Raw genomic sequence first — 25,722 nt, 5'->3', positions numbered from 1 at the left:
TTTTTCTCCGATCTAATTATCCATAACAATTCGCCATGGTCATAAGGAGATACGGTGTGAATTCAAAAAGGTTTCACTTTTTTAAAAAATCAGTAAACCTAAGCTTGAAAATAAGAGAAACAAATACACTGAATAAGATCAATTAGAGAGAATCCATTATGCCAAGCACAAAAAAAAGGGTAAGCTCCGAGGAACTTACCCTTTTTTAAATAGGCTTAGTAGCTAATTAAAGTACTGTAATATTTTCTGCTTGAGGACCTTTTTGGCCAGCAGTCACAACGAATTCTACTTGTTGGCCTTCAGCCAAAGTTTTGAATCCTGAGCTAGCAATGGCGCTAAAATGTGCGAACACATCTGGGCCAGACTCTTGCTCAATAAAACCAAAACCTTTAATTTCGTTGAACCACTTAACGGTTCCTTTCACTGTATTAGACATAAATATTTTCCTGAAGTTTGAATGGTCTTTTATAGACCGATTTTGCAAAAAAATAGACTGGTACTTAGAAACTTTCAGGACGAGGATTTTATGAATAAAACAACGTATTGCAGAGTTAATAATTATAGACTTCTTTCTAGCTGGAAAAGCCATAGTATAGACATAACTCTAAGATAGATAGCTTTATTGCAATTTATTTAAATTACGCCATGACCGATCCCCATACCTTCTGCCCATCTATCCATGTCGCTTTCACAACGAAGTCTTCATTTAAGGCAACAAGGCTCGCTCGGTAACCCGGTTTAATGCGACCAAACTGATGTTCAAGACCGAGAAATTCTGCGGGTCTTAACGACGCCATCTGTAAGGCTTCCGCTGGTGTTCGCCCAATTAAAGAAATCGCATTGCGTACCGCCGTTGCCATGTCTAAATCCGACCCTGCAAGCGTGCCGTCTTCGGTGGTCACTTTGCCTTCACTGCGCAGTACTCTCTTACCCAAAAATGGCATTTCTTTTTCATCTGACCCCACACTTTGAATGGCATCGGTGACCAAAAGCATGTGTTCAGACCCTTTCGCCGCAATGGCGACACGCATCGAGGCAGGATGGACATGATGTCCATCGGCAATGAGGCCGCACCAAGTCGGTAAATCTGTTTGTAAAGCGGCACCCACCACACCAGGCTCACGACTTACTAACGGCGTCATGGCATTAAACAAATGCGTAAAACCGCGAGCACCACTCATCACGGCTTGCCTTGCTTGATCATAGCTTGCCGCAGAATGACCAATACACACAATCGCCCCTTCGGAAACCAACCATTCGATAAAACCTTCTGGCACCTGCTCTGGCGCCAATGTCACCATAAGTTTTCCACTACGGCTGACATTTAATAAAGTCGATAACGTACCTTCGGTCGGCTTGCGTAACTTAGATTCATTATGAACCCCCTTGCGAATGGGATTGAGGTAAAGACCTCATAATGCATCCCTAAAATCCCCGCCATGTTTTGCTCTAACGCTTGGCAAACCGCATGATGAGCTTGTGACATAACGTCATAATCATCCGATATTAAGGTCGGCATCATGGCAACCGTGCCAAATTGAGCATGCACCGCCACCATACGCTCTAATGCTTCTATCGTCGGCGTATGGTTAAACAATGCACCGCCTCCGCCGTTTACATGGACATCAATAAAGCCAGGTACCAATACATCAAGCATCTCTATCTCCCCATTGGTTGACATCGTGGCCGACTCAACGGATTCAATCATCTGCCCTTTGAAGGTCACCAGCTGATTCGTGAGCCAGTGCTCGCCATCAAACAGACGCTTTGCAAATACCCTTGTCACTGTATGCTCCGTCATATTGCCTTCCTTCCTATCTGAGCCTTAGCCATCAAAATCGCACCCGCCATGGCATCCCCTTGCGGAGGACAAAAATACGTTAAAAAGCGCTCTGGCAAATAACTTAAAATGGCTTCTGAGACACCACCCACTAAAACAATCTTCTGGGCGCCTTTCGCTATTAAAGCGTCTAAATACTGACTTACCCACTCTACTTGCTGTTGAATAATTTTCAGCGCAATGGGGTCTTTTTGTTGAGCAAATTGAAACACCTGAACAGCAAAAGCGCCGTATTCTTTCGGCAATGGCGCACGGTTCTGATACAAAACGTACTCTTCTGCTGACAACGAAAATTCAGCGTTAATGCTGTCGGTAAAGGGTGTCGAAGGAGAAATACCATCTAACGCTGCTAACGAATATTCCAATGCGGACAAGCCAATACGAGGACTCGCTTCCTTGGTCAGATAATGGAAAGCCCCAGCCACCCACGATACTGAATCTTTCGTTTTGATACACCACACCGCAACTACCCGTGCCCAATATCAATAACGCGCCGTCTTCACCATTAAACGCCCCCAGACAAGCCGCGTGCGCATCGGTTAATAAATAGCGCTGCCCAAATGGAGACTTTTGGGCAATAACCAGCTCTTGCTCTAACGGCTGATTGGCACCCGCCAAGCCTAAGCCAAGGGTAATTTTTGCATACGCCTGAGGTGGAATATTGCCTTGACGACAGGCCTCAAGACAGGCATTGATAATATTTTGCCATGCCGCCTCAATGCCAATTCGAGGATTACCGGAACCACCAACCGCTTCACCCAATATATGGTCATCGCTATCCACCAAGCGGAACTCGACAGAATGTGCCTCCTCCGTCCACTCCTATATATAAACCGCTCATGTCAAACTTCCTTCATACAATTGCTGGCGTTTTAGCTCACACCATTGGTAGTAGTCTTTTAGCGCTAACAAACTCGCGGCGTCTTCGTCCAATACGATGGTCGTTGCCTCATGCAGTTGCAGTGCCGACGCCGGACACATAGCAGAAAGTGGCCCTTCAATCATGGCCTTTACCGCCTCAGCCTTTGCCTTTCCCGTTGCCATTAACAGCACCGCTCGACTGTCCAAAATGGACCCAATCCCCATGGTTAAAGCTAATTGCGGTTGGTATTCACCCGCTTTAAAAAACCGCTTATTTGCTGCAACGGTTGATTCTGACAATGTTTTAATACGCGTTCGAGAAGCAAAGCTAGAAGTCGGCTCGTTAAAGCCAATGTGACCATTCAAGCCAATTCCTAAAATCTGCAAATCGATACCACCAGCCTGTTGAATACTTGCTTCATAATCCTGTGCACTTTTCTTTAAGACAATCGCATCTTTGCTCTCTGCCAAAGGCACATGCGTGTTCGACTTGGCAATATCAATGTGATCAAACAAATGCTGGTTCATAAACGTACGATAACTCTGCTCATGACTGTCAGTGATACCAATGTACTCATCCAGATTAAAACTGATCACCTGTCGAAACGATACTTGCTTAGCTTGATAACGTGCTACCAGCTCCTCGTACAAAGCAATGGGCGTTGATCCTGTCGCCAACCCTAAAACAGGGTTTGTCTTAGTATTAATCACATCGACAACACGATCAGCCGCATATAAAGCAACATCGTGCGTGGACGGGAGAATAATGACCTGCATAGAACCCCTCTTTACTCTTCAAAACAAACCAAAATAGAACCAATATAAAACCAATTAAAACCTAACATGACATTATTTTCCATAAAATTGTCATATTTATTTGCTTGAGGGGGAAATTGGTGCTAATTTTCAAAACTTAGCAATACCTAAAAAATACCAATGTTATTTTTTAGACAGGCCACTTTACGATGATAGAAGCTCAGTCGTCGTACAGAGGTCAGCAAAAACCTAATAAAAAAAGCAACCTCAGCACAATTGGAAATAACAATCGGAGAGTACTCATGTTTAATGTTCGTTACGCTTCACTTAAAACAAGAACCGCAACAAAAACACCCACAAAAACAGTATCAAAGTTAACCTGCCTAGCCGCTATACTAATGAGTAGCACAAGTGCTGTTCAGGCCGCTAGCAGCTTGTCGATCGAAAGCTGGCGCAGCGATGACGCTAACATCTGGTCTGATGTCATCATTCCCGCTTTCAATAAAAGCCATCCGGATACACAAATTAACTTTGCTCCTACCCCACCAACCGAATACAACTCGGCCTTACAAGCAAAATTGAAAGCTGGCTCTGCTGGCGATTTAATCACTTGTCGTCCGTTCGATACGGCATTAGACCTTTATAAAGACGGTTATCTCGCCAACCTAAATGACCTAGAAGGTCTAAAGCAATTCTCTGACGTAGCAAAAAGCGCATGGGTCACGGACGATGGTAAAGACCAGTTCTGTATGCCAGTTGCCTCGGTTATTCACGGTTTTGTTTATAACAAAGAAATATTCAAGGAACTGAATCTGTCTATTCCCAACACTCGGGATGAATTCTTCAAAACACTGGAGACGATTAAGTCCGAAAGTCGTTATACCCCCTTAGCCATGGGAACGGCCGATCAGTGGGAAGCGGCGACAATGGGTTTCCAAAATATAGGACCAAACCATTGGAAAGGTGAAAAAGGCCGCAAAGCGCTATTAAGCGGTAAAGAAAAATTAACCGACCAAGCCTACGTCGATACTTGGAAAGAACTTGCCCAGTGGAAACCGTATCTAGGTCGAGGTTTTGAAGCACAAAAATATTCCGACTCACAGAACCTGTTCACCTTAGGTCGTGCGGCTATTTACCCAGCAGGGTCTTGGGATATTCAGACGTTCAACAATCAAGCGGATTTTGAATTTGGTGCGTTTCCACCTCCAGTGGCGAAAGCGGGAGACACTTGCTACATCAGTGACCACACAGATATGGGCATTGCGATCAATGCAAATTCCACCAACAAAGAAGCCGCAACAGTCTTCTTAAATTGGATGGCCAGCAAAGAATTCGCCACGCTGTATGCTAATGAAGTACCAGGTTTTTTCCCACTGTCTAACCATCAAATCGACATTAAAGACCCTGTGGCACAAGAATTTATGAGCTGGCGTCAGCAGTGCGAATCAACCATTCGCAACTCCTACCAGATCTTGTCTCGTGGCACACCAAACCTAGAAAACCAACTTTGGAACGTCAGCGCTCAAGTCATCAATGGCACCATGACACCAGAAGCGGCCGCCAAAGAAGTGCAAGACGGTTTAGCCCAATGGTACAAACCTCAGCAATAAAATAACTCCGTAAAAGGTCGTCCACTTGGGCGACCTTTTAACTAAGAGGCTTTTATCTAAACGGCACATTATATTGAGATGAACTATGAATCCATCCAACCAACATGACGAAAAGAAACCTTTTCCGTGGCATTTGGTCTTTTTCCTTGGACCTGGGTTGCTTATTTACGTTGTTTTTAGCGTTTACCCTTTGCTCGATACGCTCGTCTTAAGCTTATACAACGAGCAACAAGGGCAAAGCCACTTTGTCGGTTTACAGAATTTTATTACCTTGATCACTGACGATACTTGGTCGCAAGCTTTTTGGAACGCACTCGGTAACAACTTCACCTTTTTCGCGATTCATATGCTGGTACAAAACCCCATTGGTCTGATTTTAGCGGTTTTGTTAAGTACGCCTAAATTGCGTTTATCCGGCACTTATCGAACACTTATCTTTATGCCGACTATGCTGTCTGTGGTCATCATTGGTTTCGTTTGGCAGCTTTTGTTAAGCCCTATTTGGGGTATTTCCGAAGACTTTCTCTATACTATTGGCTTAGGTCAATATTTCGATGCATGGCTAGGCAAAGAAAGCAGTGCGCTGATTACTTTGGCTTTTATCTCAGTGTGGCAGTTTGTCGGTATTCCGATGATGTTGATTTATGCCACCTTACTCAATATTCCTGATGACATTGTCGATGCCAGTGTGGTGGATGGTGCCAATTCATTCCAGACTTTTTGGCATATTAAACTTCCCCTTATTTTGCCCACTATTGCCATGGTATCTATCCTGACGTTTGTGGCGAACTTCAATGCATTTGAGCTGATATATGCTGTCAAAGGCGCTCTTGCTGGCCCCAACTTTTCGACCGATCTAATGGGGACTTTCTTCTACCGAACCTTCTTTGGCTTCCAGCTTCAACAAGGCAGCGCTTCCATGGGGGCCGCGGTAGCAACACTGATGTTTTTGATCATTTTGGTGGGGGTTATGTTGTTCCTCTTCTTCATTCAACGTCGCATTCAGCGATTCCAGTTCTAAGGAGGCCATAATGAAATTATTAAGTCGTTTCATACCTTCCTCAGGAATAGGATACGTACCTAAAAGCATTACCATACATGCCGTATTATTAGCCTATACCGTGATTGCGCTCTTCCCCATTGTTGTCGTTGTGATCAATGCCTTTAAGGAACGCCGAGCTATTTTCCGTGATCCGCTGGGGTTACCAGACAGCAGCTCCTTCACTCTGGTGGGTTTTGAGCAAGTACTACTCCGATCAGATTTCGGGCTGTATTCATGGAATAGTTTGATTGTCACTATTGTAGCGGTCGGCTTGGTGCTTTTATTAGGTGCAATGGCCGCTTGGGCGCTAACAGAATACAAATTTAAGGGCAATTTACTCATCACCTTTTTGTTTGCCATGGGTATCATGATTCCTATCCGTCTTGGGACAGTGAGTATTTTAAGCCTAATGGTTAACCTGAATCTGGTGAATACGCTCACTGCCTTGGTACTTGTGTACATCGCCCAAGGCTTGCCGCTGGCTGTGTACATCCTCTCGGAGTTTGTGCGCACTATTCCAAAAGAGCCTCACGGAAGCCGCACGCTGTGATTCCGTTAGCGAGTACAAGATTTTCTTTTGTGTCATCTTACCACTACTGAAACCTGCGATGGCCACCGTCGCGGTCTTTACCATGATCCCCATTTGGAATGATTTATGGTTCCCACTGATACTCGCGCCGGGTGAAGAGACTCGCACTATAACCCTTGGCGTACAGCAGTTTGTTGGTCAATACGTGACGGACTGGAACTCGGTTTTGTCAGCGCTAACCTTGGCGATCGTTCCTGTACTGATCCTATACACCATTTTCTCAAGACAATTGATCCGCGGCTTAACCAGCGGAGCGGTTAAATAATATTTATGAAATAGCTTTGCACATTAATGATTGTGCAAAGACCTCCGTTGGAGATATAGAATTATGGCTAGTGTAAAACTGAATAATATTAAAAAGCGCTTTGGTGATGTGGATGTTCTGCATGGCATCGACTTAGATATTAAAGATGGCGAATTCGTCGTGCTGATTGGCGAATCGGGTTGCGGTAAATCGACTCTGTTACGTTTACTGTCTGGACTGGAAGACATCACCGAAGGCGATTTATACATAGATAACGAGCGCGTTAATGGACGCTCTCCCGCCAAGCGCGGCATCGCTATGGTGTTTCAATCTTATGCTTTGTACCCTCATATGAACGTGTTTAAAAACATGGCATTTGGCTTAAAAATCTCAGGAAAAGACAAAGCGTTTGTGAACAACAAGGTTATGGAAGCCGCGAAGAAGCTGAAGATTGATCACTTATTGGAGCGATTACCGAGAGAATTGTCTGGTGGTCAGCGTCAACGTGTTGCCATCGGCCGTGCCATTGTCCGTGACCCAAAAGTCTTCTTATTTGATGAGCCTTTGTCTAATCTAGACGCGTCGTTACGTGTGCAAACCCGTGTCGAGCTTGGCAAGCTTCATCAGGAACTGAAAGCCACTGTCGTATACGTCACCCATGATCAAGTGGAGGCCATGACACTGGGCGATAAAATCGTCGTCATGAACAAAGGACGTGTCGAACAAGTCGGCGCACCATTAGATTTGTATCACCATCCTAAAACACAGTTTGTTGCCGGTTTCATCGGTTCGCCTAAAATGAACTTTTTAAACGCAAAAATTCATCACTCCGACCCAGAAAACACGCAAATTATGCTAGAATCTGGCCGCGTTATTCAAGCCTCGATCGATTCGTCGTCTTTGAATAAAGGCGATATAGTAAAGCTAGGTTTGCGCCCAGAACATATTGCTCTCCACTGTGAAAATAATACCGTTGAAGGCACAGTGACTTTAATAGAACACCTTGGCGAGTTGTCTTATTTATATGTCGACATCGGTCAGGAAGGCGAAATGGTACTTAAAGTGGATGGCGACAACCAACACCAAGCCGGTGACAAAATAACCTTTGGCATTCAACCCAATCGCTTGTATTTATTTGATCACCAAGGCAAGGCATTAACGAGGGTCAACGCCCACTCTACGGCGTCGATACCACTTTAACGCGGAAATATACTTTGCCCTTACTTAGCAAGAACGAGTACGAATACGGGAACCCCTTCCCGTTTAGGACAGGAACTATGAACCACAATCGGGTTAATGAGTTATTTGGCAAGGCTGAAGCATTGAGAGAAAAAGGCATTCCTCTCTATGTTCAGCTAAAAAAAGCCATTCTGGCGTCTATTTCTGCAGGCCGAGTGCTTGGTGGCGATACACTGCCACCAGAGCGAGATCTTGCCAAATACTTAGATGTATCAAGAGTGACGGTACGACGAGCCATCGATGAGTTGGTAAAAGAAGATGTATTGACGCAACGTCAAGGCGCTGGCACTTTTGTGAGTGAGCGGGTCGAACAACCCCTCAACCACCTTAGAAGCTTTACCGAGGTTATGAAAGCACGAGGCAAAACCATCACGTCTAAATGGCTAGATCGTTCTTTAGGCATGCCGCACGAAGATGAATGCAAAGCATTGGGCCTTTCGGCTGAACAAGAAGTGGTGCGTTTTTATCGTTTGCGTTATGCCGACGGAAAACCTATGGCGCTTGAACTGGCTACCATTCCCAGCCGTTACATTGTGAACCCCTTTGCCATGGAAGGGTCGCTTTATGACTTATTAGAACAACAGGGCTGCCGCCCTGTTCGCGCTTTCCAACGATTACGAGCCATTAGCATTGATGGACAAAGAGCGCATTTATTGGATATTCCTGAACTCAGTGCGGTGCTTTACATTGAACGTACCGCCGTGACGCAAGACGGCACACCGATTGAATTTACTCGCTCATGGTTTCGGGAGATTCTTACGACTTCGTTGCAGAGATTCATAATACGGTTTGATAAAAACTTTGATGAAGACAAATATTTAATCACAAAAAAAGGCTTTCTACGGTAACAATAGAAAACCTTTTTTATGTGTGTTTAATAAAAAAACGAAACAGCGGCTACTTTTCTTCTTTGACCTTAGCCAACAACAAAAAGCGTTTATGTATTTTTCGCGTCGCTAACCACACACTGCCGACAACAAGAGGCACCGACAAACCAACCACTAGGCTTTTATCAAAACTCACGCCTTTGTCATACACGGCTTCGATCAAAAACTTCAACAACCCTACACTGTAATAACTGATGGCAGCAACAGACAAACCTTCAACCGTATGCTGCATGGCAAGTTGAATTTTTGAACGACGGTCCATGGAAGTGAGCAGTTGTTGGTTTTGAGATTGAATCGACATTTCTACTTGGGTGCGCATCATATCTGACACTCTATCAATGCGAGTAGAAAGGCTTTCTAAATGATTGCCTGCCGTATTACAGGTTCTCACTGCTGGTGTTAAACGACGGGTCATGAATTCGGTAATGGTTAAATGCCCCGAGACTTCGTCTTCTTTTAACTCAGCTAAACGCTTTAAAACCAACTCGTGATACGCCCTCGTGGCACTGAATCGGAAAGAGGTTTTTGATCGTGTCGCTTCAACCCAAGCCGCCATGTCTATTAGCTCACTCAACAGGGCTTGCTCATCTAGTGGTTCTGTCGCATCTGACAAGCTGGCGGTAGTCTGAGCTAACTCTTCGTCCATGACGACCAATTCTGCGTTATATTTACGTGCCATGGGCAAGGCTAATAGCGCCATCAAACGGTAGGTTTCTATTTCAACAACACGTTGAACCATACGACCCAGCTGGCTATCACTCATGCGCTTGTTGTAAATCAAGAAGCGCCCACAGCCATCACTGTGCAATTGAAACGTTGTCCAGACTTGGGCATCACCATTTTGAGGTCGACTACCAACTAAACGCATACCTTCAAAGTGGCTTTTAACAAGAGCCAGATCTGGTTCAGGAATGGTTCGGGCATCCTCAACAGACACATGAAAAGCAGCAATGGTGGTGCCTGGCATACTTGATAACCACTCAAGCGGCAAATAAGCCAAGGCATTTTGATCAAAAAAGCCTAGCTGCGCATCGACTTCAGTGTGGATGACCATATAAGAAATAAATTCAAGGTGCTTGTCACGACGAACCTTAAAAGGACCAAAATCTACCTCAAAACATACACTGTCATTTTCTGGTGGTGTGCCATTAAAATAATCATACAGTGAACAAAAGTGTTCAAACTCTGCTTGCTTTTGATCTGACCTAACAATAACAGCAAGGTAACTAATTCTGGCTGGACTGGGCAGCACCTGAAAAGGACGTGAATGTAGTTCCGCATACAGCGTATCACGCAACGGGTGCATCTCTAACCCGTAGGAGTTATTCATTATATTTAACCGATTTTTTGTTACGATCATCTAGCAATAAGATGTAGATCACCAGGTAATTTCCATAATATTTTATTTTTACCGCTTTTCTTAGCCAAACCAAGCATCTCATCAGCCATGTTGAAAAAAACGTCGATGTCGCACTTATCCGTTGGTTTTTTTGTGGCGCCCCCAACACTCACAGTCACTTTGCCACTGAACTCTTCATGACTGTAAACTAAATTTAATGATTCAACATCTTGCATACAATAACGCGCGATTTCGACAGAGGCTTCCTGCGAATAACCAGGCAAAACAATAACAAACTCTTCTCCACCGTAGCGTGCCACAAGCCCTTTATCAGTAACTTGATTAGCCAATGCTGCTGCCACTTGTTTTAATACTGTGTCACCGGTTGCATGACCATAGCAATCATTGTATTGCTTAAAATTATCAATATCGATGACCAATAAAGAAATACAATCTTGGTTATAAATGGCTTTTTGCCATTCATGAGCAATAACATCTTGGTATTTACGACGATTGGCTAACGCAGTTAATGGATCGATGTTGGCCAATTTTTCTAGTAATTTACGCTGCTTAACCAACTCTAAATGTAATCGTACCCGAGCTTGTACAATATTTGTATGCAATGGCTTTTGAATATAATCGCTTGCGCCCATTAATAGTGCTTTTTCTTCATGACTCGCATCGTTCAAAGCCGTAATAAAAATCACAGGTATGGCGCTTGTGTGTACATTATGACGAAGGCGATTCATGGTTTCAAAACCATCCATCTCTGGCATGACAACATCTAGCAAAATCAAATCTGGTTGATATTGAATGGCTTTTCTGATCCCTTGCTCACCACTTTTAGCCAACATAACATGGACATCATCGTTAAGCATATCGCCAATTATTTTTAGATTGATTTTTTCATCATCAATGACTAAAACTCTTTGTTCTTTTGCCATCGCCTTTAATCACCTTGAAGCGCTAAAATGAGTTGAGAGACTTTTACTTCCGCGTCCTCGAACTCGACATTTTGTACATCAGAAATTACGTGCTCTATGTCGAAAGCATATTTCGTCCCTCTGACCATCTGACGTAGGACACTAAAATGACTTTCCACCAAAAAATCAGAGTTTTTCAGAAAAGGAATAATCTCTTCTAATTTCTTTAAAAGCTCAGCTTCAGAAAAAACCACGTGTTTAACATTAGCAGCAATAAAAGAAGCATAAGGTATTAACACAACTCCCAATTGATCAAGTAACTCTCGAAATGTTCCCACCAACAATGGGAATATTTTAGAGTGAACTACTTCATTATGAAGCTCATTCTCTAATGCCAAACAGTACGAAGACAGTGTAAAAGCACCAATATAAGCGGAATTAGACTTCAAGGAATGTAATGTAGAAAAAAATTCATCCCTCGATCTTTTTTCTAAACAAACATCTTGATATTTTTTATGAAAGGCCGTCACTAAATCAATATATAGATCTTTCTTACCACCTAAATTTTTGACGGCTTCATATACATCTAATGTATCGATTGCAGATAAATTAGACAATAGGTCAGGATGAGCGTCTGCCTCATTACCAAGCTCTAAGCTAGCCACTTGTGAGGCTCCATGCGGTTCCTTTACATTTAGATGTTTTTGTAAAATTTTGTATAAATCCGCTTTTTTTATTGGTTTATCCAAATGTGCATTCATTCCTGCACTGGCAGACTGTTTTTTTGCTTCTTGAGATACATGAGCCGTCATAGCAACAATTGGAAGATAACTATATTTAGAGTGAGAAAGCTTTCTGATTTTACGAGTCGCTGTAAGACCATCCATCACGGGCATCTGAATGTCCATGAAGACAAGATTATAATCTTTGTTGTTAACCATACGAATCGCTTCTTCGCCATTTTCCGCTACATCAACCTGTATACCAGTATCTCCTAAATACCCCAGAATAACTTTTTGATTAATGATATTATCTTCGACTAACAGAATATGGTATTGGGATAAATTCGGCGCAGTGTGACCTTCAACGATGCCATTTTCATCATGAGTCAATTTGTTAGTAGGCACAGAAAGTGGGACCGTAAAACTAAACGTTGAACCTTGTCCTACGGTGCTATTCACCCAAATTTTTCCGCCCATCAGCTCACATAACTGACGAGAAATCGCTAGCCCTAGACCTGTTCCTCCAAATTCTCGAGTAATGCTGTCGTCGGCTTGTTGAAAAGATTGAAACAACTGATCAGAAAATGTCTTGGCAATACCAATGCCCGTATCAATGACATCACTGCGCAGTGAAAAACGGCGACTATCAATATCAGCATACAAACGAACACAAACTCCTCCTCGCTCGGTAAACTTAACTGCATTGCTCACCAAATTGACCAAAATCTGCTGAATACGTAATGGGTCTCCCAGCAACATGGTCGGTAAGGTAGGAGAGATATCCACGGTTAATGTGAGCTTCTTCTCTTTCGCTTTGAGTGCACTCATATTGATTGCATGCTCGACAATCAAACGAGGTGAAAATAGTACTTCTTCTATGCCCATTTTCCCCGCTTCAATTTTCGAAAAATCCAGTACGTCGTTAACCAAACTTAACAATACCTCACCGGAAGTGAGTATTTTATTAATGTAATCCTGCTGTTCCATATTTAAAGGCGTTTTCAAACTCAGGTGACTGAAATCCCAATCACAGCATTGATCGGTGTACGTATTTCATGGCTCATTCGAGCAACAAAAGAAGACTTTGCTTCCAATGCCTCTTCTACAGCACGTTTTGCGTCTTCTAATTCCTTTGTCCGCTCTTGCACCTTGCGATCTAAGTCTTGATTAATACTTTCAAGTGCAACACTGTATTCAAGTAATTTTTCATTGGCCTGTAATGCCACCGTTTCGGCGTCTTTAATTTTAGTGATATCGCGACTTACACCACAGACAAAAACGGCTTTCCCGTTTGAATCAAATATCGGCACAAACAAGGTATCAAAATAAATACGACTACCATCGCCTCGCATTCCCGCTTGCTCGATGGACACAGGAGTTCGATTAATGATGACTTCACGGTACGTTGCATACACTTGCTCAGCCATCTCATCACCAAACTGAACACGCAAATTAAGTCTGTGTATTTCCGCCCCCTTTTCTAGGCCCATAACGGCTTTAGAGGCTGGATTATTATCGTATAGAGAGAACTCATCACCCTCTTCTACCGCCATGATAAACATCAAATCGGCAGAATAGCGCCACATCTGCAAAAAGCAGTCAATTATCGTTTGATCATGCTCTTCTTTATTATAAACATGACTTAGATTCATTTGTTCTCCCTCACATTTAAACAGAAACCTAAGAATTAGTTTTTAGTGAGTTCCCAATTCATCGAACTGGCTTGAAAATACGCCTCTTCGGCTGTAGTTGAATTCGATAACCAACGAGAAAGCACTAACGCCTTACCATTTTGGCTAATACGACCAATAAGTGATATAGGCTGATTCGTATTCAGCATATAACCACTTACGCTAATACTCTGTAATATATTGTTATCAACTAATATATCCGTGAAGCCCAGCATACTCATTATCTCGTTGTTATAAGAAAGCCAACCATTCACCACGCCGTATTCTTGATCCTGTAAAAACAAGAATAATTCAATACCCTGCTCTTTATCTGACCACACGCCGTTAATCGGATTCGCAATTGGCACTTTAGGTTGAGCCAGTAAAGCGATATTTTTTGCTGATGGTCGGTTCAAACTGGATTGCTTAGTGAATATAAGCTTGTCAATATAATCGCCTGGGGAAAAGGCTTGGAAGCTTGTTGTTGTTACCAAAGAATTAATGACCGTCATATGGCCATTGTTATCAAGCTGACCGCAATAGGTAGATACCCAATGTGAACCATCATCCGGTTCTTCGCCGCCAATGGAGCGCCAATAAATAGACAATACAAGCGGCTGCCCAACATCGCTCGTTGGATCACTTGGAGAACAATGTCCGATCACCAAATACGTGCCCGTTGACCCCGTATGAGAACGATATTCACCAAAAATGAATCCCTCTTCATCAACGTCTAACACCATAGTGGAGCCATAACTGTTTTCCCATGTTCCATTCAATACCAATGCCATTACTTTCTCCTTACGCTAAGAGTGAAAAATTCGTGCCGGTTTACTTTGCGTTGTCGTAATAACTTTAGGCCCAGTAGATTTGTTAAAAACCCACATACCGACAGGAAGCAAGGAGACGTTGCCCGCCGCTTCCACCACATTAAATTCATACACGGTATAAAGATAATCCATGAGTACTGAGCCAACTAAAGCAATGTAATCAGCGCCCTCCATTGGCTGGAATTGCGTGACCACTTTGCCCTTTTGCTGGCCTGCTTCAATCAGGACATCATACATTTCTGAGGTCACCACTAATTTACCAACTTCACCCAAATCCGTTTGACCAATCTCAATAATGAGGTTGTCTTTGGTATGAGAAGCAAGATTATAAAGCCTTGTCATGACATCAAAGTCTCCTTTAAATTGAGAAGACCCAGAGTCTAGTGCCAAAAAATAAGGTGGATTAGTCGTGGACTCTGGAGCAATAATTTGTGTTTCCCCCAAGGCAAGAGATGTTATTTTGCTAGTCCACAGATAGGGCACACTGTATTTGTCCCATGGCAAAAATAAATATTCTCTACTGTATCGGTAATCTTGATTTAAGTGTCCAAATTCAACCTGCCCATGCCCCTCATCCATGTCAGTTAAAAATGCCACATAAGGGCACTCAGTGCTGACGATTCCTTGCTCAACCAGACTTTGAAAAAAATGAAATGAAGTCGGCTCACTCGCCTGTTGCGTCTCTATCCCACGGTAAGCAAAAGCAGCAAAAGGTGCATCCGATACTTCTGTTGTACTGGGAATGCCAATACCACCGTCCCAATCTAACTCATAAAACTGCACACCTTGATACGCTTGCGCTAAATACAGGTCGGAGGTCAAAGATATCGGCCCACTATCGATTTGCCCCAGTGCATCAGGCGTTAATGTCAATATATCTTTGCCTGTTTTAACCGCCATGCTGCCCCACGGGCCAAAGTCCACTGCCATCGTCTGTTGATCTACCCATGAAAAGCTGGACGATAATTGGTAGACAAATTGTTGATCGCCATAATGATGGCAAGTATCGGCTTTGCACAGACTTGAGGTCACCCACATAAAGTTACTGCCCGTATCAAAAGAGAACTTCAACGCTTGCGCGGAGGTGCCAACCCCAACATACGCATACCAAGGTGACGCACCATTATTCTGAAAAGGACCGCGATCAAGCGAGATGGAAAGGCCTGTTGCATTATCATTCACTAATACGGATTTTTTCATATTTCCCCCAATAAGCACGTGTATACTCAGCTTGTCTTACGACAAAAACAGAACTAAAAAATCGGCCAAAACAACACTGTAAAATAAAAAACCTTTCATTCACTTATACTTGATCTAAAGATTTAATGACATATGAAAAACAAGCAGAAAAGTCCTATGTGTCGCCCAGTTCTTCGTGTTGGCATTGTTTTGATAGGGTTAACCACCATAAGCTTAGCCCATAGCAGTGATCTGATCGCCTTCGGTAAGGCATGCTTAGTGAAAGAGGAGCGTTTGAATCAAGCAAAAGATAGACTGGATGCTCTATCCCTTAATACACAAAGAACACAACGGCAATCCAATCAGACACTGAATGACGTAAGCCGCTATGAAGAAGAAAAAACAGAATTAGAAATCGCGATAACTGAGTGTGCAGAAACCTTACCTAATAGCGCTTATTGCCATCAAATACGCCATCGATACAATGAACTAAATTATTTGATTCAACGAGCAAGAGTAGACTCAATAGAAGAAAACAGGGAGGACAATGACGCCTTCATCGATTTTGACCTAACAAGAGCTGATTTTAATCAGCAGTACGAGGCTTTTGTCGCCTATTGTCGAAATTCTGACGCACATTATGCCCTTATTCAAAGTCCCGCTGCTTACGCTGCCGTTTGTTCCAGTGAAGACGCCAAACAAACCATTACTTGCTCGTTATTTTGAATGCGTGACCATAATCAACTTATCCATTGGAAACCCCAAAGCTTGGGCTTGCGCTAACAATCGATTTTTAACCGCCGCCGGCATAGTTGGCGTGCGTGACAATAACCAAAAATAGTCTCGGCTTGGACCCGAAATCATGGCGTATTGATAGTCTTTTTTATCCAATTCAAAAATGACATATGCGCCGTAAAAGGGGCCAAAAACGAGACTTTCAAATGACCCACATCGGAAGAATTAACAAAGTATGCGCGGCCTTCTGCTTCTCGCCACTCTTTATCCTCTGCAGAATAGCCACGATTCAACACCGCAACACCGCCATCCTCTCGCATGGAATAGCTTGCCGTTACGTTAGATAAGCCTTCCTCAAAAGCATGGTCTTGGCGCACGATTTCATACCAAGTCCCTAAGTAACGTTCAACTTGAAACTGTGTCACAGGATCGATGTCCTTTGGAGCACTAGTACAACCCACCAACAGAAACACAACTCCCCAAACGAACAACTTCATACGAATACCTTTATACAGAATCTAAAACGGTGTGATCGTTATTACCATCACACAAATGTCATACTTTTATCGCAGTCTATTAAAATCGCCCCCAAAACGGTTTATGAGGGAAAACACACCTTGTTTAGTAATAGACTAATTCGCCCTTGGAATCGAGGACAATACAGTAATCGCCAAAATAAATCTCTTGTCGTCAACTTAACCAGCACTCATCCTATTACTAAAATTGACACAAGATATCTGTCTTTTTCAATCGATATCTCGGTCTTAGCTGGGGGATTTTGGTGGGAAGGCAGCACAGGCACACAGCAAGGATTAGGAACCAAACGTGTCGCGCCTCTGGACTTGAATCAATCTAAATTAGATTTACTCGTGGATGCACTCGAGGCCGCCTACATTCGAGTTGGTGGGTCGGAAGCAGACAAGGTGGAATATTTCACCAGCCAAAAACCTCTTTCTGAAAAGCAACATGATGGCCTATTACTTAGCCAAACCATGTGGAATAACCTTCATCATTTTTGCCAACGCCATGATTTAGCCCTGATATTCACGCTAAAATACGGTCTTTTTGAACGCCGTAAACAAGGACGTTGGGACGCAACGGAAGTCATTGATCTATTAAAATACAGCCAAGCTCACCAACAACAAATCGACATTTGCGAACTGGGTAATGAGACTCAATGCCTATTGGGCATTTCATGGTTTCACCTCACAGCCAAGCGCAAAAAACCTAGCGAAAGATTACGATACCTTCATTCAATGTGTGCGACAGCACAGCCCAACCAGTAAAATATCCGGCCCAGGCAGCGCCTTTTGGCCGAGAATTGGAGAGGCCATCAAACCCCTGAGTAACCTCTCCGCTCCTTTTTTAGAATATCTAACAGAAACCCTTGATATCGTTGATTGGCATTATTATCCATTCCAAAGCAGCCGGTCACCGGTCAAGACCCGCGCTGCCACGGTCAATAATATTTTGTCGCCCAACTCTCTTATGGACTATGAAAAATACTCTCGACAATTAGAACAATTGCGCAATAAGTATCAACCAAGCGCACAACTCTGGACCGGGAAACAGGTTCTGCTCAATGTGGTGGACAAGCCAAGCTATCCGATCGTTTTGTGTCTTCTTTTTGGTGGGCGGATCAATTAGGAAGAGGGGCGAAAATCGGGCAAAAAGTCATGGTAAGACAAAGCCTCATTGGGGGTGACTACGCTCTTATCAATCGGCAAACCCTGAAACCCAACCCTGATTATTGGGTTAGTTGGTTGTGGGGGAAGCTTATGGGAGAAAACGTTTTCGATGTGCAAAGCAACGATCCCTTTGTGCAAATCTATTGCCATAGCGCAAAAAAAGAAGGCAAATGCACCCTCCTCATCATCAACATGTCTGCTCAGCCCAAAATCCTTCACTGCAACGGCTTTGGCTCAAAAAAGAAGCGCTTTGAAATCACCGCCGATTCGCTGACATCAAAAAAATCCGTATTAACGGCATCAGACCTAAATTTAAAAATGGCAAAGTAAAATTGAGCGACTTCCCTAAACTATCTAAGCTCAACCTCGTTAGCCCTTACAGCATTAATTTTTGGTGTTTTAACGTGTAAAATATTCAAAAAATAAATAGAAATGGTTATCAATAGTATAAACAACTCGTTCTCATCTATATAATAACGCGTTCTTTTTGGTCTACAGGATTTTAGACATGGTTCACGTTATGACTCACTTAAAGCAAGTTTTCGCTGTTGGGGAAGATACTTTTCGTTTGGACTATTACAGTGCCACCAACTTACTAAAACGATTACAGGCCTTGTTTGGACATAATCACCATGACCAATAATACAACACCAGCATCAAAGAACAGGCGATATGCTTGGCTACTCGTCTCGCTATTATTTTTGCTTATTATCATGGTTGCCAGCCTATGCATTGGAGCAAAACCCATTAGCATCGACACGCTATGGGGCATTTTTACAGGCAAAGAGCATGGGCTGGCGAAAACCATCATCATTGAAGGGCGCTTACCGCGTACATTAAATGGGCTGTTTGTCGGCATGGCGCTTGGCACATCTGGCGCACTGATTCAGGCAATTACCCGAAACCCTTTGGCGGACCCTGGCATTCTAGGGGTAAATTTAGGCGCCAGTTTAGCCATTGCGATTGCCATCGTCTTTTTGGGGGCGACTCAACTCACTGAGTTTTTTGGCTACGCGGCCCTTGGCGCTTTTTTAGCCAGCTTATTCGTGTATTTTGTTGGTAGTATGGGGGGCGGAAAATCAGATCCACTAAAACTCACATTAGCCGGTGTTGCCATTGGTGCCGTATTTGGTGGCATTAGTTCTGGTCTGACACTCTTTAACCCTAGTGCATTTGATCAGATGCGTTTTTGGGCTATTGGTAGTTTAGATATTCGTTCGCTATCTGTGCCGTTGTTTATAGCGCCTATTGTCATGGGTGGTTGTTTATTGGCTATGTCAATTACCCCTGCCCTCAATGCATTTGGTCTGGGTGATTCTTTAGCCACGGCCCTTGGCAGCAAACCAGCACGGATTCAGTTACTCGGCCTAGTTGCCGTTACTTTACTCTGTGGTGCGGCAACCGCTGCCGCTGGCCCTATCGGTTTTGTTAGCCTGATGATGCCACACATTGCTCGCTGGATGGTGGGACCAGATCAACGCTGGATTGTGCCATTTTGCTGTATTTTAACGCCCACCTTGCTGTTATTCGCTGATATTATTGGACGAGTATTAATCGCTGGTGAATTAAGAGTCTCTATTGTCACGGCGTTTATCGGTGCTCCTATTCTTATTTATTTAGTGCGTAGAAAAGGAGCCTCAGGATTATGAGAATCGATCGAATACCGCCCCTAAACATTAGCCATTTTGTCAGCCATCATCCAAAACACATGATTTGTATTTTTACGCTTGCCATGGTGTTCGCCACACTATTTTTTGGTAAACACATTACCGAAAGCACCCACGACATTTGGTTACTTCTCACGGGGCAAGCAGACACTTATCAATCCATTGTTGTCTGGCAATGGCGAGCGTCACGATTGTTTACCGCTTTAATCCTCGGCGCTGCGCTAGGCATTAGCGGCGCTGTATTTCAATCCTTGGTTCGCAATCCTTTGGGCAGCCCTGACATAACAGGCTTTAATGTGGGTGCCTTTACAGGGGTTTTACTGTCTATTGCTTTATTCGGCAATCTTTATTGGTTAAGTGTGTTTGGCGCTATTCTTGGCGGTCTTTTTTCTGCTCTTCTCGTCTATATTTTTGCCTATAAAGGAGGGCATTCTGGTTTTAGATTAATCATTGTGGGTATCGCTATTAGCGCCACTCTCTCAGCCTTTAACCAATGGCTAATACTCAGCGTATCGCTGGAAACGGCAATGACCGCGGCATTATGGAGTGCAGGCACACTGAACGGCATGACTTGGTCACGCATTTTACCAGCAGCCATGTTGATTACGGCCTTTATCTTTTGTGCGTTTTTACTCAACACGCGTATGAAGCTACTTGAAATGGGAGACGATACCGCGGCGGCATTAGGGATTTCAGTGAATAAAACCCGCCTTATGCTGATGTTTGTTGGTGTTGCCCTAACAGCGGTGGCCACCGCGATAACAGGACCGATAGCCTTCATCGCTTTAGCCGCCCCTCAGATAGCAAGACGACTAGAAAACAGCGCTGGGGTTTCGTTAGGCTCATCTGCTCTAGTTGGGAGCTTACTACTATTAAGCGCTGATTTTATCGCGCAGCATATTTGGGAAGACTCAACCTTACCGGTGGGACTCATCACGGTCAGTTTGGGTGGCATTTATCTAGTATATTTGATTATTCGGGAAGGAAAATAATGACGACGACAACCATGGCACGTAAACAAATAAAGCAAGACACTACGGCTTCTCAAGCTTTGTCTGCACTGTCATTATCAACCCAATCGATCACGCTAAGTTACGACCAAAACATTATCACCGAAAATCTATCAATCGATATACCTGAGGGAAAATTCAGCATTATTGTCGGCCCAAATGGTTGTGGAAAATCCACCTTATTAAGAGCGCTAAGTCGACTGTTGCCACCCAAATCAGGACAAGTATTACTCAACAGCCAAAATATTCATCAACTACCGACCCGTGATGTGGCAAAAGTACTGGGGCTATTACCACAAAGTGCGATTGCTCCAGATGGTATCAAAGTCGTTGACCTAGTCGCTCGTGGGCGCTTTCCACATCAAAAATGGTTTCAACCTTGGCGAGAAGAAGACCAAAAAGCCGTGGATGCCGCCATGCGAGCCACAAACATTTCTGAATTGGCTCAGCAAAATGTTGATCAATTGTCTGGCGGACAAAAGCAACGAGTTTGGGTAGCCATGGCGCTGGCACAGGAAACACCATTACTCCTATTAGACGAACCAACAACGTATTTGGATATTGCCCATCAAATTGAACTACTGGATTTATTTCAAGACTTAAACCGCAAACAGGGACACACTATGGTCGCCGTTCTACACGACCTAAATCATGCTTGTCGATACGCAGATAATCTAATCGCTATGAAAGCGGGCAAGATCGTCGCAACTGGCGCCCCAAATGATATTATCAATGAGACTCTCATCCACGAAGTCTTTGGACTTCCTTGCCTTATTCTTGAAGACCCTGTTTCGGGCACGCCATTAGTCATTCCCAAAGGACGTGGCTAATGTTGGAGGGGTGCTGGCATTAAAAATAACAAGCCTTTTATTAAACCTGAGCGCCAAGATAACCAGTCATGACCTCCATGAACTAGCTCGAACTTAACGTTTCCACCTTTTTGATGAATCGCTTGATATGTAGCGTTGTTAAGATGGCACATTCCCCTCTCTCCTGAACCTACATTTTGATAGATTTTCAGGTGCGAGACATCAACTTTATCCTGCAAAATCTGCTCGGTAATACTATTAGCAGGTACAGGATTAAATGGCACGGCGGCAGCATCTAGCATCAAGGCTTTGTTAGGCCACCAAAATGAGCCTGACAGGCTAATAACTTTTGAAAAAAACATAGGAAAATAAGCACTCGCATATAAAGAAGAGAGCCCACCTAAACTTTGTCCCGCCACCAGCCGATCAGAGATACCACGACCATCTACTTCCATTAATGCTGAAACCTTAGGCAATAAATCAAACACCACAGCAGACCAAAATAAATGTGAGCACCCTAGCTCTTGCCAACGAGTTTTCGAATCGATGGAAGCGATCAGTAAATAATGCGCTGGAGCGATTTGCCTTATATCGGTTAAATACTGCAATACAGACAAGGTACCACTCGCCTCTCCCCAATTTTCGCCATCAAGTAGAATAACCAATGGCGCATGACCGATGGATGTAGAAAACAACCAACAAGATCTTCGATTGGTCAAATCTGAAGAGTCCCAGTCAATAACACTAAGTCGATCTTTGTTAACCATACTAAGACTTCCCTGCTCCCACTCTTGCCACCCCAACTCTAAGGGGGCGTTAGGCATATGTAGCGGCGAGCCTCAATCCCCAACCAGATTTGACGTGAGGCAATCGATTGAATGGATCAAAAGTTTGCTGCTTTGCAACATCAATCCACCAAGAGCGCTGTGCTATCAAAGAGCCATCACCACGATCTCGTACTACATCGGGCAACTGGTGTCTTTCAATAGGAATAAATGAATAACTTCCGCGCCATTGCGAATGTACCTCCAATACACCAAACCATACATCTGTGCCTGAGTGCCGCTGCAAACAAACAGGCGTCCAACTGTGATGATCCGTGATGGAATTGACATCAAGCAATACACTCGCTGCAGTTGATGCGATTTCATCGCCTTGCGGGTCTCGCCACAAAAACAGCACTTTTCTAGTTAAACCGCCATCCTCTAAAAACAATGGAGTTCCTAAATTGGCGATTTTTTCCCACCATTCAGCGGTACCAATACCATCATAGGCCACTCCTCTAGACTGCAACAGTGATCTAATCTCTATCATGTCAGCCAGCATTTTTCGTCTTATCCTCTGCTCACAAAAATTTAAAAATACAACATCACTAACCTTCTAATAATTCAAACGATAGAAGATTAAGAAAAATGTAAATATAAAATAACACATATGATAATGATTATCATATGTGTTATTATTTTTCCCACTTTGCCATCTTTTTCACTTAGGATTTCCAAATGCTACAGAAGACAGCACAAACCTTTCTTTCACTCTGTTTAATTGCAGTATGCTCGTTACTATCAGCCTGCAATGACAAAGCAGAAAATGATCAACATACTGATTTAAGAACGCAATTAAAGATAGATGAAGTACATAAAGAAGCTTCCGGGTGGCCAAGAACTTTGATGACGAGCAAAGGTCCTGTGACGTTAGACAAACCACCTAAACGCATTGTTTCCACCAGTATCAGCATTACCGGAACTTTATTGGCAATCGGAGCCCCTCTTGTAGGAACAGGAGCAACCATCCCGAACACCAACATATCCGATGACGATGGTTTTTTCACTCAATGGGGCGAATTAGCAAGAAGCCGTGGCGTAAAATCACTTTATCAAACAGAGCATAATGCGGAAGCAGTTATTCAAGCCAACCCTGATTTAATAATCATCTCAGCAACGGGTGGCGATTCCGCACTTAAGCTATACGATCAACTAAAAGATATAGCACCAACTGCGGTCATTAACTATGGTGACAAAAGCTGGATGGAACTCGCTCAGGAGTTAGGTAATTTTATTGGTCTAGAAAGTAATGCCAGTAGTTTGGTAAATGAATTTGATAAACAAATTGAGCAGTTCAAAGCAAACGCATTGCTACCTCCTCAACCAACAACGGCCGTAGTCTATTACCAAGACGGAACAGGAGCAAATATCTGGACGCCAGAATCAGCCCAAGGGCAACTCCTAACAAAACTTGGCTTTAGTTTAGCAACTATTCCAGATTCAGTTCGTGGCGACATCAGTATGGGCAAACGCAATGATATTGTTATTGCCAGTGGCGAGCGCTTTCCCGATGCGATAACGGGGAACACCTTATTATTATTCGCAGCAGAACCCCCTCAAGAAAGCGTTGTTAAAGAAAACACTTATCTAGCTGAAACCTCACCAGTACGTCTTAACTCTATTTATGCTGTTGGTAATGACACCTTTCGTCTTGATTATTATAGCTCCAGCAACTTGATAAAACGTCTAACAAAGTTATTCGCTAAAGACGATAGATAACGTCACTTTTCCATGCCGAAGAGAATCATGACAAATACTAATCACCCCATGAACTCGCTACTACAAACTCAAGACGTAGGCTCTACGTTATGGTGGGAACATATTCAAAAAATAGGTACTCCCTTACTACAGCCGAATGTAAGCGATCAAGACTGCTTGGCTACATTCCTATGGAAAGATAGTGCTGGACCAAATTCCAATATTGAAGCGGTATATATCGATCTTTATTCAAAAACACCACACCCCACGAAACAACTAACATGTTTTTCACATATCAAGGGAACGGACGTTTGGTATTGGGAAACATCATTACCAAAAGATTGGCTAGGCAGTTACTTTCTCATGCCAGCAAGCAAAGAACAAACGCCACCAGACAACAAGGATCCACAGGCTATTCGTCAATGGTGGATTAAGTTAATGGGAATAAGTGCGCAAGCCGACGCTTTAAATCCAATACCGCCTCATAGCAATGGAAACAATATTAGCTTGTCTGCCATTTCTTTAAAAAATGGCAAACAAGACAACACTCAGCGAAATGCTAAGGAAATACAACAAGCTCCCACACACACTAGCCTATGGCATAGTGAAATATTAAATAACTCGCGTCGGATTTGGCTACATAAAACTGGCACTAATACAAAAAATAACCTGCCCGTAGTATTGCTCTTTGATGGTCAATATTGGGCAACACAGATGCCAATTTGTTCTGATTTAAACACTCTTACTGCAACCGGTGAATTACCTCCAGCCTTGTATGTGTTTATTGACTCGATCAACTCGTCATCTCGCTACCAAGAACTTGGTTGCAATACCGACTTTTGGGAAGCCATTGAGCAAGAGTTACTACCTTGGGTAAGTACACAATTTTTAATTACCGATGACCCACACAAAACAATCGTTACAGGACAAAGCCTCGGCGGTCTGTGTGCTGTTTATGGTGCATTAAAACGTCCCCATCGGTTTGCATGTGCCATCAGCCAGTCTGGCTCTTTTTGGTGGCCAAACGTAGATTCTACACCAGGCCAAGGTGAGCTTATTCAAGAGACTCATAGCACAAGGTAAGTGCTCAACGCCTATACGATTTGTAATAGCAGCAGGCTGCTATGAACAGGACATGTTAGAAGTCAGCAAAGTAATGACAAACACCTTAAAAAACACAGGCCATCATGTTCGTTTCGAAGAATTTCGGGGCGGGCATGACTGGCTATGCTGGCGACAAAGCTTACTGCAAAGCCTCAGTTTCGCATTCAGCACCTAATAATTTATCCACTCTATAAAAATTGCTTATCGAGTAATACAAGGAAAGAAATATATGAAAAGCACTCAACACCTCAACCCGTTCGATAATGAAGCGTTCAATTTTCTTGTACTGCAAAATCAACATGGACAATACAGTTTATGGCCTGAATTCGCTGCCATTCCAAATGGTTGGCAAACAATTATTGGCCCAATGTCGCGAGCCGAATGCATTGACTATGTAGAGCAACATTGGACAGCAATTAACCCCTTTAAACACTCAGTGCTAGAAGGCTGATAAGG

The 25,722-nt window shown here is 43.4% G+C and carries 30 protein-coding genes and 1 pseudogene; 16 read left to right on the top strand and 15 right to left on the bottom strand.

All coding sequences use genetic code 11. The features are described from left to right. Window positions 1–226: 226 nt before the first annotated feature. The 6 genes from ONZ52_RS13345 to nagB form a co-directional block, all read right to left on the bottom strand. Entirely contained in the window at window positions 227–436 is a 210-nt protein-coding gene (locus ONZ52_RS13345; protein WP_012069364.1) for a cold-shock protein, read from the bottom strand. Window positions 437–638: 202 nt separating this feature from the next. Then, a complete protein-coding gene (locus ONZ52_RS13340; protein ID WP_265219144.1) occupies window positions 639–1,301 on the bottom strand; it encodes an N-acetylglucosamine-6-phosphate deacetylase in 663 nt (220 codons plus the stop codon). A gap of 23 nt (window positions 1,302–1,324) precedes the next feature. After that, window positions 1,325–1,801, bottom strand: a complete 477-nt coding sequence (locus tag ONZ52_RS13335; RefSeq protein WP_265219143.1) for a hypothetical protein — start codon at window positions 1,799–1,801, stop codon at window positions 1,325–1,327. Next, complete coding sequence (locus ONZ52_RS13330; protein ID WP_346433240.1) at window positions 1,798–2,205, bottom strand: BadF/BadG/BcrA/BcrD ATPase family protein; 408 nt, start codon at window positions 2,203–2,205, stop codon at window positions 1,798–1,800. Before ONZ52_RS13330 ends, ONZ52_RS13335 begins: the two co-directional genes overlap by 4 nt. Further along, complete coding sequence (locus ONZ52_RS13325) at window positions 2,141–2,623, bottom strand: glucosamine kinase nucleotide-binding domain-containing protein (protein ID WP_265219422.1); 483 nt, start codon at window positions 2,621–2,623, stop codon at window positions 2,141–2,143. Before ONZ52_RS13325 ends, ONZ52_RS13330 begins: the two co-directional genes overlap by 65 nt. 54 nt (window positions 2,624–2,677) lie before the next feature. Beyond that, complete coding sequence (gene nagB / locus ONZ52_RS13320; RefSeq protein ID WP_265219141.1) at window positions 2,678–3,478, bottom strand: glucosamine-6-phosphate deaminase; 801 nt, start codon at window positions 3,476–3,478, stop codon at window positions 2,678–2,680. A 377-nt stretch (window positions 3,479–3,855) separates the two neighbouring features. Here nagB and ONZ52_RS13315 point away from each other — a divergent pair, with 377 nt between their 5' ends. From ONZ52_RS13315 to ONZ52_RS13290, 6 genes are all read left to right on the top strand, one after another. Further along, complete coding sequence (locus ONZ52_RS13315) at window positions 3,856–5,067, top strand: ABC transporter substrate-binding protein (RefSeq protein ID WP_265219139.1); 1,212 nt, start codon at window positions 3,856–3,858, stop codon at window positions 5,065–5,067. A gap of 85 nt (window positions 5,068–5,152) precedes the next feature. Next, a complete protein-coding gene (locus ONZ52_RS13310; protein ID WP_265219138.1) occupies window positions 5,153–6,088 on the top strand; it encodes a carbohydrate ABC transporter permease in 936 nt (311 codons plus the stop codon). Window positions 6,089–6,098: 10 nt separating this feature from the next. After that, window positions 6,099–6,659 (top strand): carbohydrate ABC transporter permease, encoded by a 561-nt coding sequence (locus tag ONZ52_RS13305; protein ID WP_265219136.1) that lies wholly within the window; start codon window positions 6,099–6,101, stop codon window positions 6,657–6,659. Further along, a complete protein-coding gene (locus tag ONZ52_RS13300; protein WP_321160319.1) occupies window positions 6,562–6,963 on the top strand; it encodes a carbohydrate ABC transporter permease in 402 nt (133 codons plus the stop codon). Before ONZ52_RS13305 ends, ONZ52_RS13300 begins: the two co-directional genes overlap by 98 nt. A gap of 63 nt (window positions 6,964–7,026) precedes the next feature. Then, on the top strand, window positions 7,027–8,142 hold the full coding sequence (locus tag ONZ52_RS13295; RefSeq protein ID WP_265219134.1) for an ABC transporter ATP-binding protein: 1,116 nt from the start codon (window positions 7,027–7,029) through the stop codon (window positions 8,140–8,142). A 77-nt stretch (window positions 8,143–8,219) separates the two neighbouring features. After that, entirely contained in the window at window positions 8,220–9,029 is an 810-nt protein-coding gene (locus ONZ52_RS13290) for a GntR family transcriptional regulator (protein WP_265219133.1), read from the top strand. Window positions 9,030–9,078: 49 nt separating this feature from the next. On the opposite strand, the gene ONZ52_RS13285 is transcribed toward ONZ52_RS13290, so the two are convergent. Genes ONZ52_RS13285 through ONZ52_RS13260 form a run of 6 tightly spaced genes read right to left on the bottom strand, consistent with a single transcriptional unit; the run spans window position 9,079 to window position 15,752 of the window. Further along, window positions 9,079–10,398, bottom strand: a complete 1,320-nt coding sequence (locus tag ONZ52_RS13285; RefSeq protein WP_265219131.1) for a DUF3422 family protein — start codon at window positions 10,396–10,398, stop codon at window positions 9,079–9,081. A gap of 26 nt (window positions 10,399–10,424) precedes the next feature. Continuing rightward, complete coding sequence (locus ONZ52_RS13280) at window positions 10,425–11,351, bottom strand: GGDEF domain-containing response regulator (protein ID WP_265219130.1); 927 nt, start codon at window positions 11,349–11,351, stop codon at window positions 10,425–10,427. Window positions 11,352–11,356: 5 nt separating this feature from the next. Further along, a complete protein-coding gene (locus ONZ52_RS13275) occupies window positions 11,357–13,039 on the bottom strand; it encodes an ATP-binding protein (RefSeq protein WP_265219128.1) in 1,683 nt (560 codons plus the stop codon). A gap of 20 nt (window positions 13,040–13,059) precedes the next feature. After that, window positions 13,060–13,704: a PAS domain S-box protein gene (locus tag ONZ52_RS13270; protein ID WP_265219126.1), complete on the bottom strand. Its 645-nt coding sequence runs from the start codon at window positions 13,702–13,704 to the stop codon at window positions 13,060–13,062. Between the two features lie 35 nt (window positions 13,705–13,739). Further along, window positions 13,740–14,513: an avidin/streptavidin family protein gene (locus ONZ52_RS13265; RefSeq protein ID WP_265219124.1), complete on the bottom strand. Its 774-nt coding sequence runs from the start codon at window positions 14,511–14,513 to the stop codon at window positions 13,740–13,742. Window positions 14,514–14,528: 15 nt separating this feature from the next. Continuing rightward, window positions 14,529–15,752, bottom strand: coding sequence for a pepsin-like aspartic protease (locus tag ONZ52_RS13260; RefSeq protein WP_265219123.1), 1,224 nt, complete (start codon window positions 15,750–15,752; stop codon window positions 14,529–14,531). A 132-nt stretch (window positions 15,753–15,884) separates the two neighbouring features. Here ONZ52_RS13260 and ONZ52_RS13255 point away from each other — a divergent pair, with 132 nt between their 5' ends. Then, on the top strand, window positions 15,885–16,457 hold the full coding sequence (locus tag ONZ52_RS13255) for a hypothetical protein (protein ID WP_265219121.1): 573 nt from the start codon (window positions 15,885–15,887) through the stop codon (window positions 16,455–16,457). Here ONZ52_RS13255 and ONZ52_RS13250 read toward each other — a convergent pair. Beyond that, window positions 16,449–16,963: pseudogene (locus tag ONZ52_RS13250) on the bottom strand (lipocalin family protein). The gene ONZ52_RS13255 and the pseudogene ONZ52_RS13250 overlap by 9 nt on opposite strands. A gap of 120 nt (window positions 16,964–17,083) precedes the next feature. Here ONZ52_RS13250 and ONZ52_RS13245 point away from each other — a divergent pair. From ONZ52_RS13245 to ONZ52_RS13220, 6 genes are all read left to right on the top strand, one after another. Beyond that, a complete protein-coding gene (locus ONZ52_RS13245) occupies window positions 17,084–17,752 on the top strand; it encodes a glycosyl hydrolase family 79 N-terminal domain-containing protein (protein WP_265219119.1) in 669 nt (222 codons plus the stop codon). A gap of 330 nt (window positions 17,753–18,082) precedes the next feature. Beyond that, a complete protein-coding gene (locus tag ONZ52_RS13240) occupies window positions 18,083–18,484 on the top strand; it encodes a hypothetical protein (protein WP_265219117.1) in 402 nt (133 codons plus the stop codon). A 178-nt stretch (window positions 18,485–18,662) separates the two neighbouring features. Beyond that, complete coding sequence (locus tag ONZ52_RS13235) at window positions 18,663–18,797, top strand: hypothetical protein (RefSeq protein WP_265219116.1); 135 nt, start codon at window positions 18,663–18,665, stop codon at window positions 18,795–18,797. Continuing rightward, window positions 18,787–19,803 carry a Fe(3+)-siderophore ABC transporter permease gene (gene fepD, locus ONZ52_RS13230; RefSeq protein WP_265219114.1) on the top strand — a complete coding sequence of 339 codons (1,017 nt, stop codon included), beginning with the start codon at window positions 18,787–18,789 and terminating at the stop codon, window positions 19,801–19,803. The genes ONZ52_RS13235 and fepD overlap by 11 nt, the downstream gene beginning before the upstream one ends. Further along, window positions 19,800–20,813 carry a FecCD family ABC transporter permease gene (locus ONZ52_RS13225; RefSeq protein WP_265219112.1) on the top strand — a complete coding sequence of 338 codons (1,014 nt, stop codon included), beginning with the start codon at window positions 19,800–19,802 and terminating at the stop codon, window positions 20,811–20,813. Before fepD ends, ONZ52_RS13225 begins: the two co-directional genes overlap by 4 nt. Continuing rightward, window positions 20,813–21,661 carry an ABC transporter ATP-binding protein gene (locus ONZ52_RS13220; protein WP_265219111.1) on the top strand — a complete coding sequence of 283 codons (849 nt, stop codon included), beginning with the start codon at window positions 20,813–20,815 and terminating at the stop codon, window positions 21,659–21,661. Before ONZ52_RS13225 ends, ONZ52_RS13220 begins: the two co-directional genes overlap by 1 nt. On the opposite strand, the gene fes (ONZ52_RS13215) is transcribed toward ONZ52_RS13220, so the two are convergent. Further along, window positions 21,658–22,464 carry an enterochelin esterase gene (gene fes / locus ONZ52_RS13215; protein WP_265219110.1) on the bottom strand — a complete coding sequence of 269 codons (807 nt, stop codon included), beginning with the start codon at window positions 22,462–22,464 and terminating at the stop codon, window positions 21,658–21,660. The two genes, ONZ52_RS13220 and fes (ONZ52_RS13215), sit on opposite strands and share 4 nt — an antisense overlap. Beyond that, the gene (locus ONZ52_RS13210) at window positions 22,457–22,966 is read right to left on the bottom strand and encodes an enterochelin esterase domain-containing protein (RefSeq protein ID WP_265219108.1); all 510 of its coding nucleotides are present in this window, start codon (window positions 22,964–22,966) and stop codon (window positions 22,457–22,459) included. Before ONZ52_RS13210 ends, fes (ONZ52_RS13215) begins: the two co-directional genes overlap by 8 nt. A 176-nt stretch (window positions 22,967–23,142) precedes the next feature. On the opposite strand from ONZ52_RS13210, the gene fepB reads away from it, so the two are divergent. From fepB to ONZ52_RS13195, 3 genes are all read left to right on the top strand, one after another. After that, the gene (gene fepB, locus ONZ52_RS13205; RefSeq protein WP_265219107.1) at window positions 23,143–24,183 is read left to right on the top strand and encodes a Fe2+-enterobactin ABC transporter substrate-binding protein; all 1,041 of its coding nucleotides are present in this window, start codon (window positions 23,143–23,145) and stop codon (window positions 24,181–24,183) included. A gap of 27 nt (window positions 24,184–24,210) precedes the next feature. Continuing rightward, window positions 24,211–25,245: an enterochelin esterase gene (fes, locus tag ONZ52_RS13200; RefSeq protein ID WP_265219106.1), complete on the top strand. Its 1,035-nt coding sequence runs from the start codon at window positions 24,211–24,213 to the stop codon at window positions 25,243–25,245. Between the two features lie 250 nt (window positions 25,246–25,495). After that, window positions 25,496–25,717 carry an MbtH family protein gene (locus ONZ52_RS13195; protein ID WP_265219105.1) on the top strand — a complete coding sequence of 74 codons (222 nt, stop codon included), beginning with the start codon at window positions 25,496–25,498 and terminating at the stop codon, window positions 25,715–25,717. Window positions 25,718–25,722 lie beyond the last annotated feature (5 nt).

Origin of the sequence: Marinomonas rhodophyticola, from assembly GCF_026113935.1 — a bacterium.
Lineage (GTDB): Bacteria > Pseudomonadota > Gammaproteobacteria > Pseudomonadales > Marinomonadaceae > Marinomonas > Marinomonas rhodophyticola.
Note: the sequence above shows the minus strand (reverse complement) of the source record. Positions and strands in the feature narration are given on the sequence as shown.

Excerpts from the sequence above, each read along its gene's own strand:
- ONZ52_RS13210 (WP_265219108.1), bottom strand. The coding sequence starts at position 22,966 with ATGCTGGCTGACATGATAGAGATTAGATCACTGTTGCAGTCTAGAGGA.
- ONZ52_RS13310 (WP_265219138.1), top strand. The coding sequence starts at position 5,153 with ATGAATCCATCCAACCAACATGACGAAAAGAAACCTTTTCCGTGGCAT.
- ONZ52_RS13270 (WP_265219126.1), bottom strand. The coding sequence starts at position 13,704 with ATGAATCTAAGTCATGTTTATAATAAAGAAGAGCATGATCAAACGATA.
- ONZ52_RS13225 (WP_265219112.1), top strand. The coding sequence starts at position 19,800 with ATGAGAATCGATCGAATACCGCCCCTAAACATTAGCCATTTTGTCAGC.
- ONZ52_RS13305 (WP_265219136.1), top strand. The coding sequence starts at position 6,099 with ATGAAATTATTAAGTCGTTTCATACCTTCCTCAGGAATAGGATACGTA.
- ONZ52_RS13340 (WP_265219144.1), bottom strand. The coding sequence starts at position 1,301 with ATGGTGACATTGGCGCCAGAGCAGGTGCCAGAAGGTTTTATCGAATGG.
- nagB (WP_265219141.1), bottom strand. The coding sequence starts at position 3,478 with ATGCAGGTCATTATTCTCCCGTCCACGCACGATGTTGCTTTATATGCG.
- ONZ52_RS13255 (WP_265219121.1), top strand. The coding sequence starts at position 15,885 with ATGAAAAACAAGCAGAAAAGTCCTATGTGTCGCCCAGTTCTTCGTGTT.
- fepD (WP_265219114.1), top strand. The coding sequence starts at position 18,787 with ATGACCAATAATACAACACCAGCATCAAAGAACAGGCGATATGCTTGG.
- ONZ52_RS13295 (WP_265219134.1), top strand. The coding sequence starts at position 7,027 with ATGGCTAGTGTAAAACTGAATAATATTAAAAAGCGCTTTGGTGATGTG.
- ONZ52_RS13220 (WP_265219111.1), top strand. The coding sequence starts at position 20,813 with ATGACGACGACAACCATGGCACGTAAACAAATAAAGCAAGACACTACG.
- ONZ52_RS13260 (WP_265219123.1), bottom strand. The coding sequence starts at position 15,752 with ATGAAAAAATCCGTATTAGTGAATGATAATGCAACAGGCCTTTCCATC.
- fes (WP_265219106.1), top strand. The coding sequence starts at position 24,211 with ATGACAAATACTAATCACCCCATGAACTCGCTACTACAAACTCAAGAC.
- ONZ52_RS13195 (WP_265219105.1), top strand. The coding sequence starts at position 25,496 with ATGAAAAGCACTCAACACCTCAACCCGTTCGATAATGAAGCGTTCAAT.
- ONZ52_RS13315 (WP_265219139.1), top strand. The coding sequence starts at position 3,856 with ATGAGTAGCACAAGTGCTGTTCAGGCCGCTAGCAGCTTGTCGATCGAA.
- ONZ52_RS13235 (WP_265219116.1), top strand. The coding sequence starts at position 18,663 with ATGGTTCACGTTATGACTCACTTAAAGCAAGTTTTCGCTGTTGGGGAA.
- ONZ52_RS13280 (WP_265219130.1), bottom strand. The coding sequence starts at position 11,351 with ATGGCAAAAGAACAAAGAGTTTTAGTCATTGATGATGAAAAAATCAAT.
- ONZ52_RS13290 (WP_265219133.1), top strand. The coding sequence starts at position 8,220 with ATGAACCACAATCGGGTTAATGAGTTATTTGGCAAGGCTGAAGCATTG.
- ONZ52_RS13275 (WP_265219128.1), bottom strand. The coding sequence starts at position 13,039 with ATGGAACAGCAGGATTACATTAATAAAATACTCACTTCCGGTGAGGTA.
- fes (WP_265219110.1), bottom strand. The coding sequence starts at position 22,464 with ATGCCTAACGCCCCCTTAGAGTTGGGGTGGCAAGAGTGGGAGCAGGGA.
- ONZ52_RS13345 (WP_012069364.1), bottom strand. The coding sequence starts at position 436 with ATGTCTAATACAGTGAAAGGAACCGTTAAGTGGTTCAACGAAATTAAA.
- fepB (WP_265219107.1), top strand. The coding sequence starts at position 23,143 with ATGCTACAGAAGACAGCACAAACCTTTCTTTCACTCTGTTTAATTGCA.
- ONZ52_RS13335 (WP_265219143.1), bottom strand. The coding sequence starts at position 1,801 with ATGACGGAGCATACAGTGACAAGGGTATTTGCAAAGCGTCTGTTTGAT.
- ONZ52_RS13265 (WP_265219124.1), bottom strand. The coding sequence starts at position 14,513 with ATGGCATTGGTATTGAATGGAACATGGGAAAACAGTTATGGCTCCACT.
- ONZ52_RS13285 (WP_265219131.1), bottom strand. The coding sequence starts at position 10,398 with ATGAATAACTCCTACGGGTTAGAGATGCACCCGTTGCGTGATACGCTG.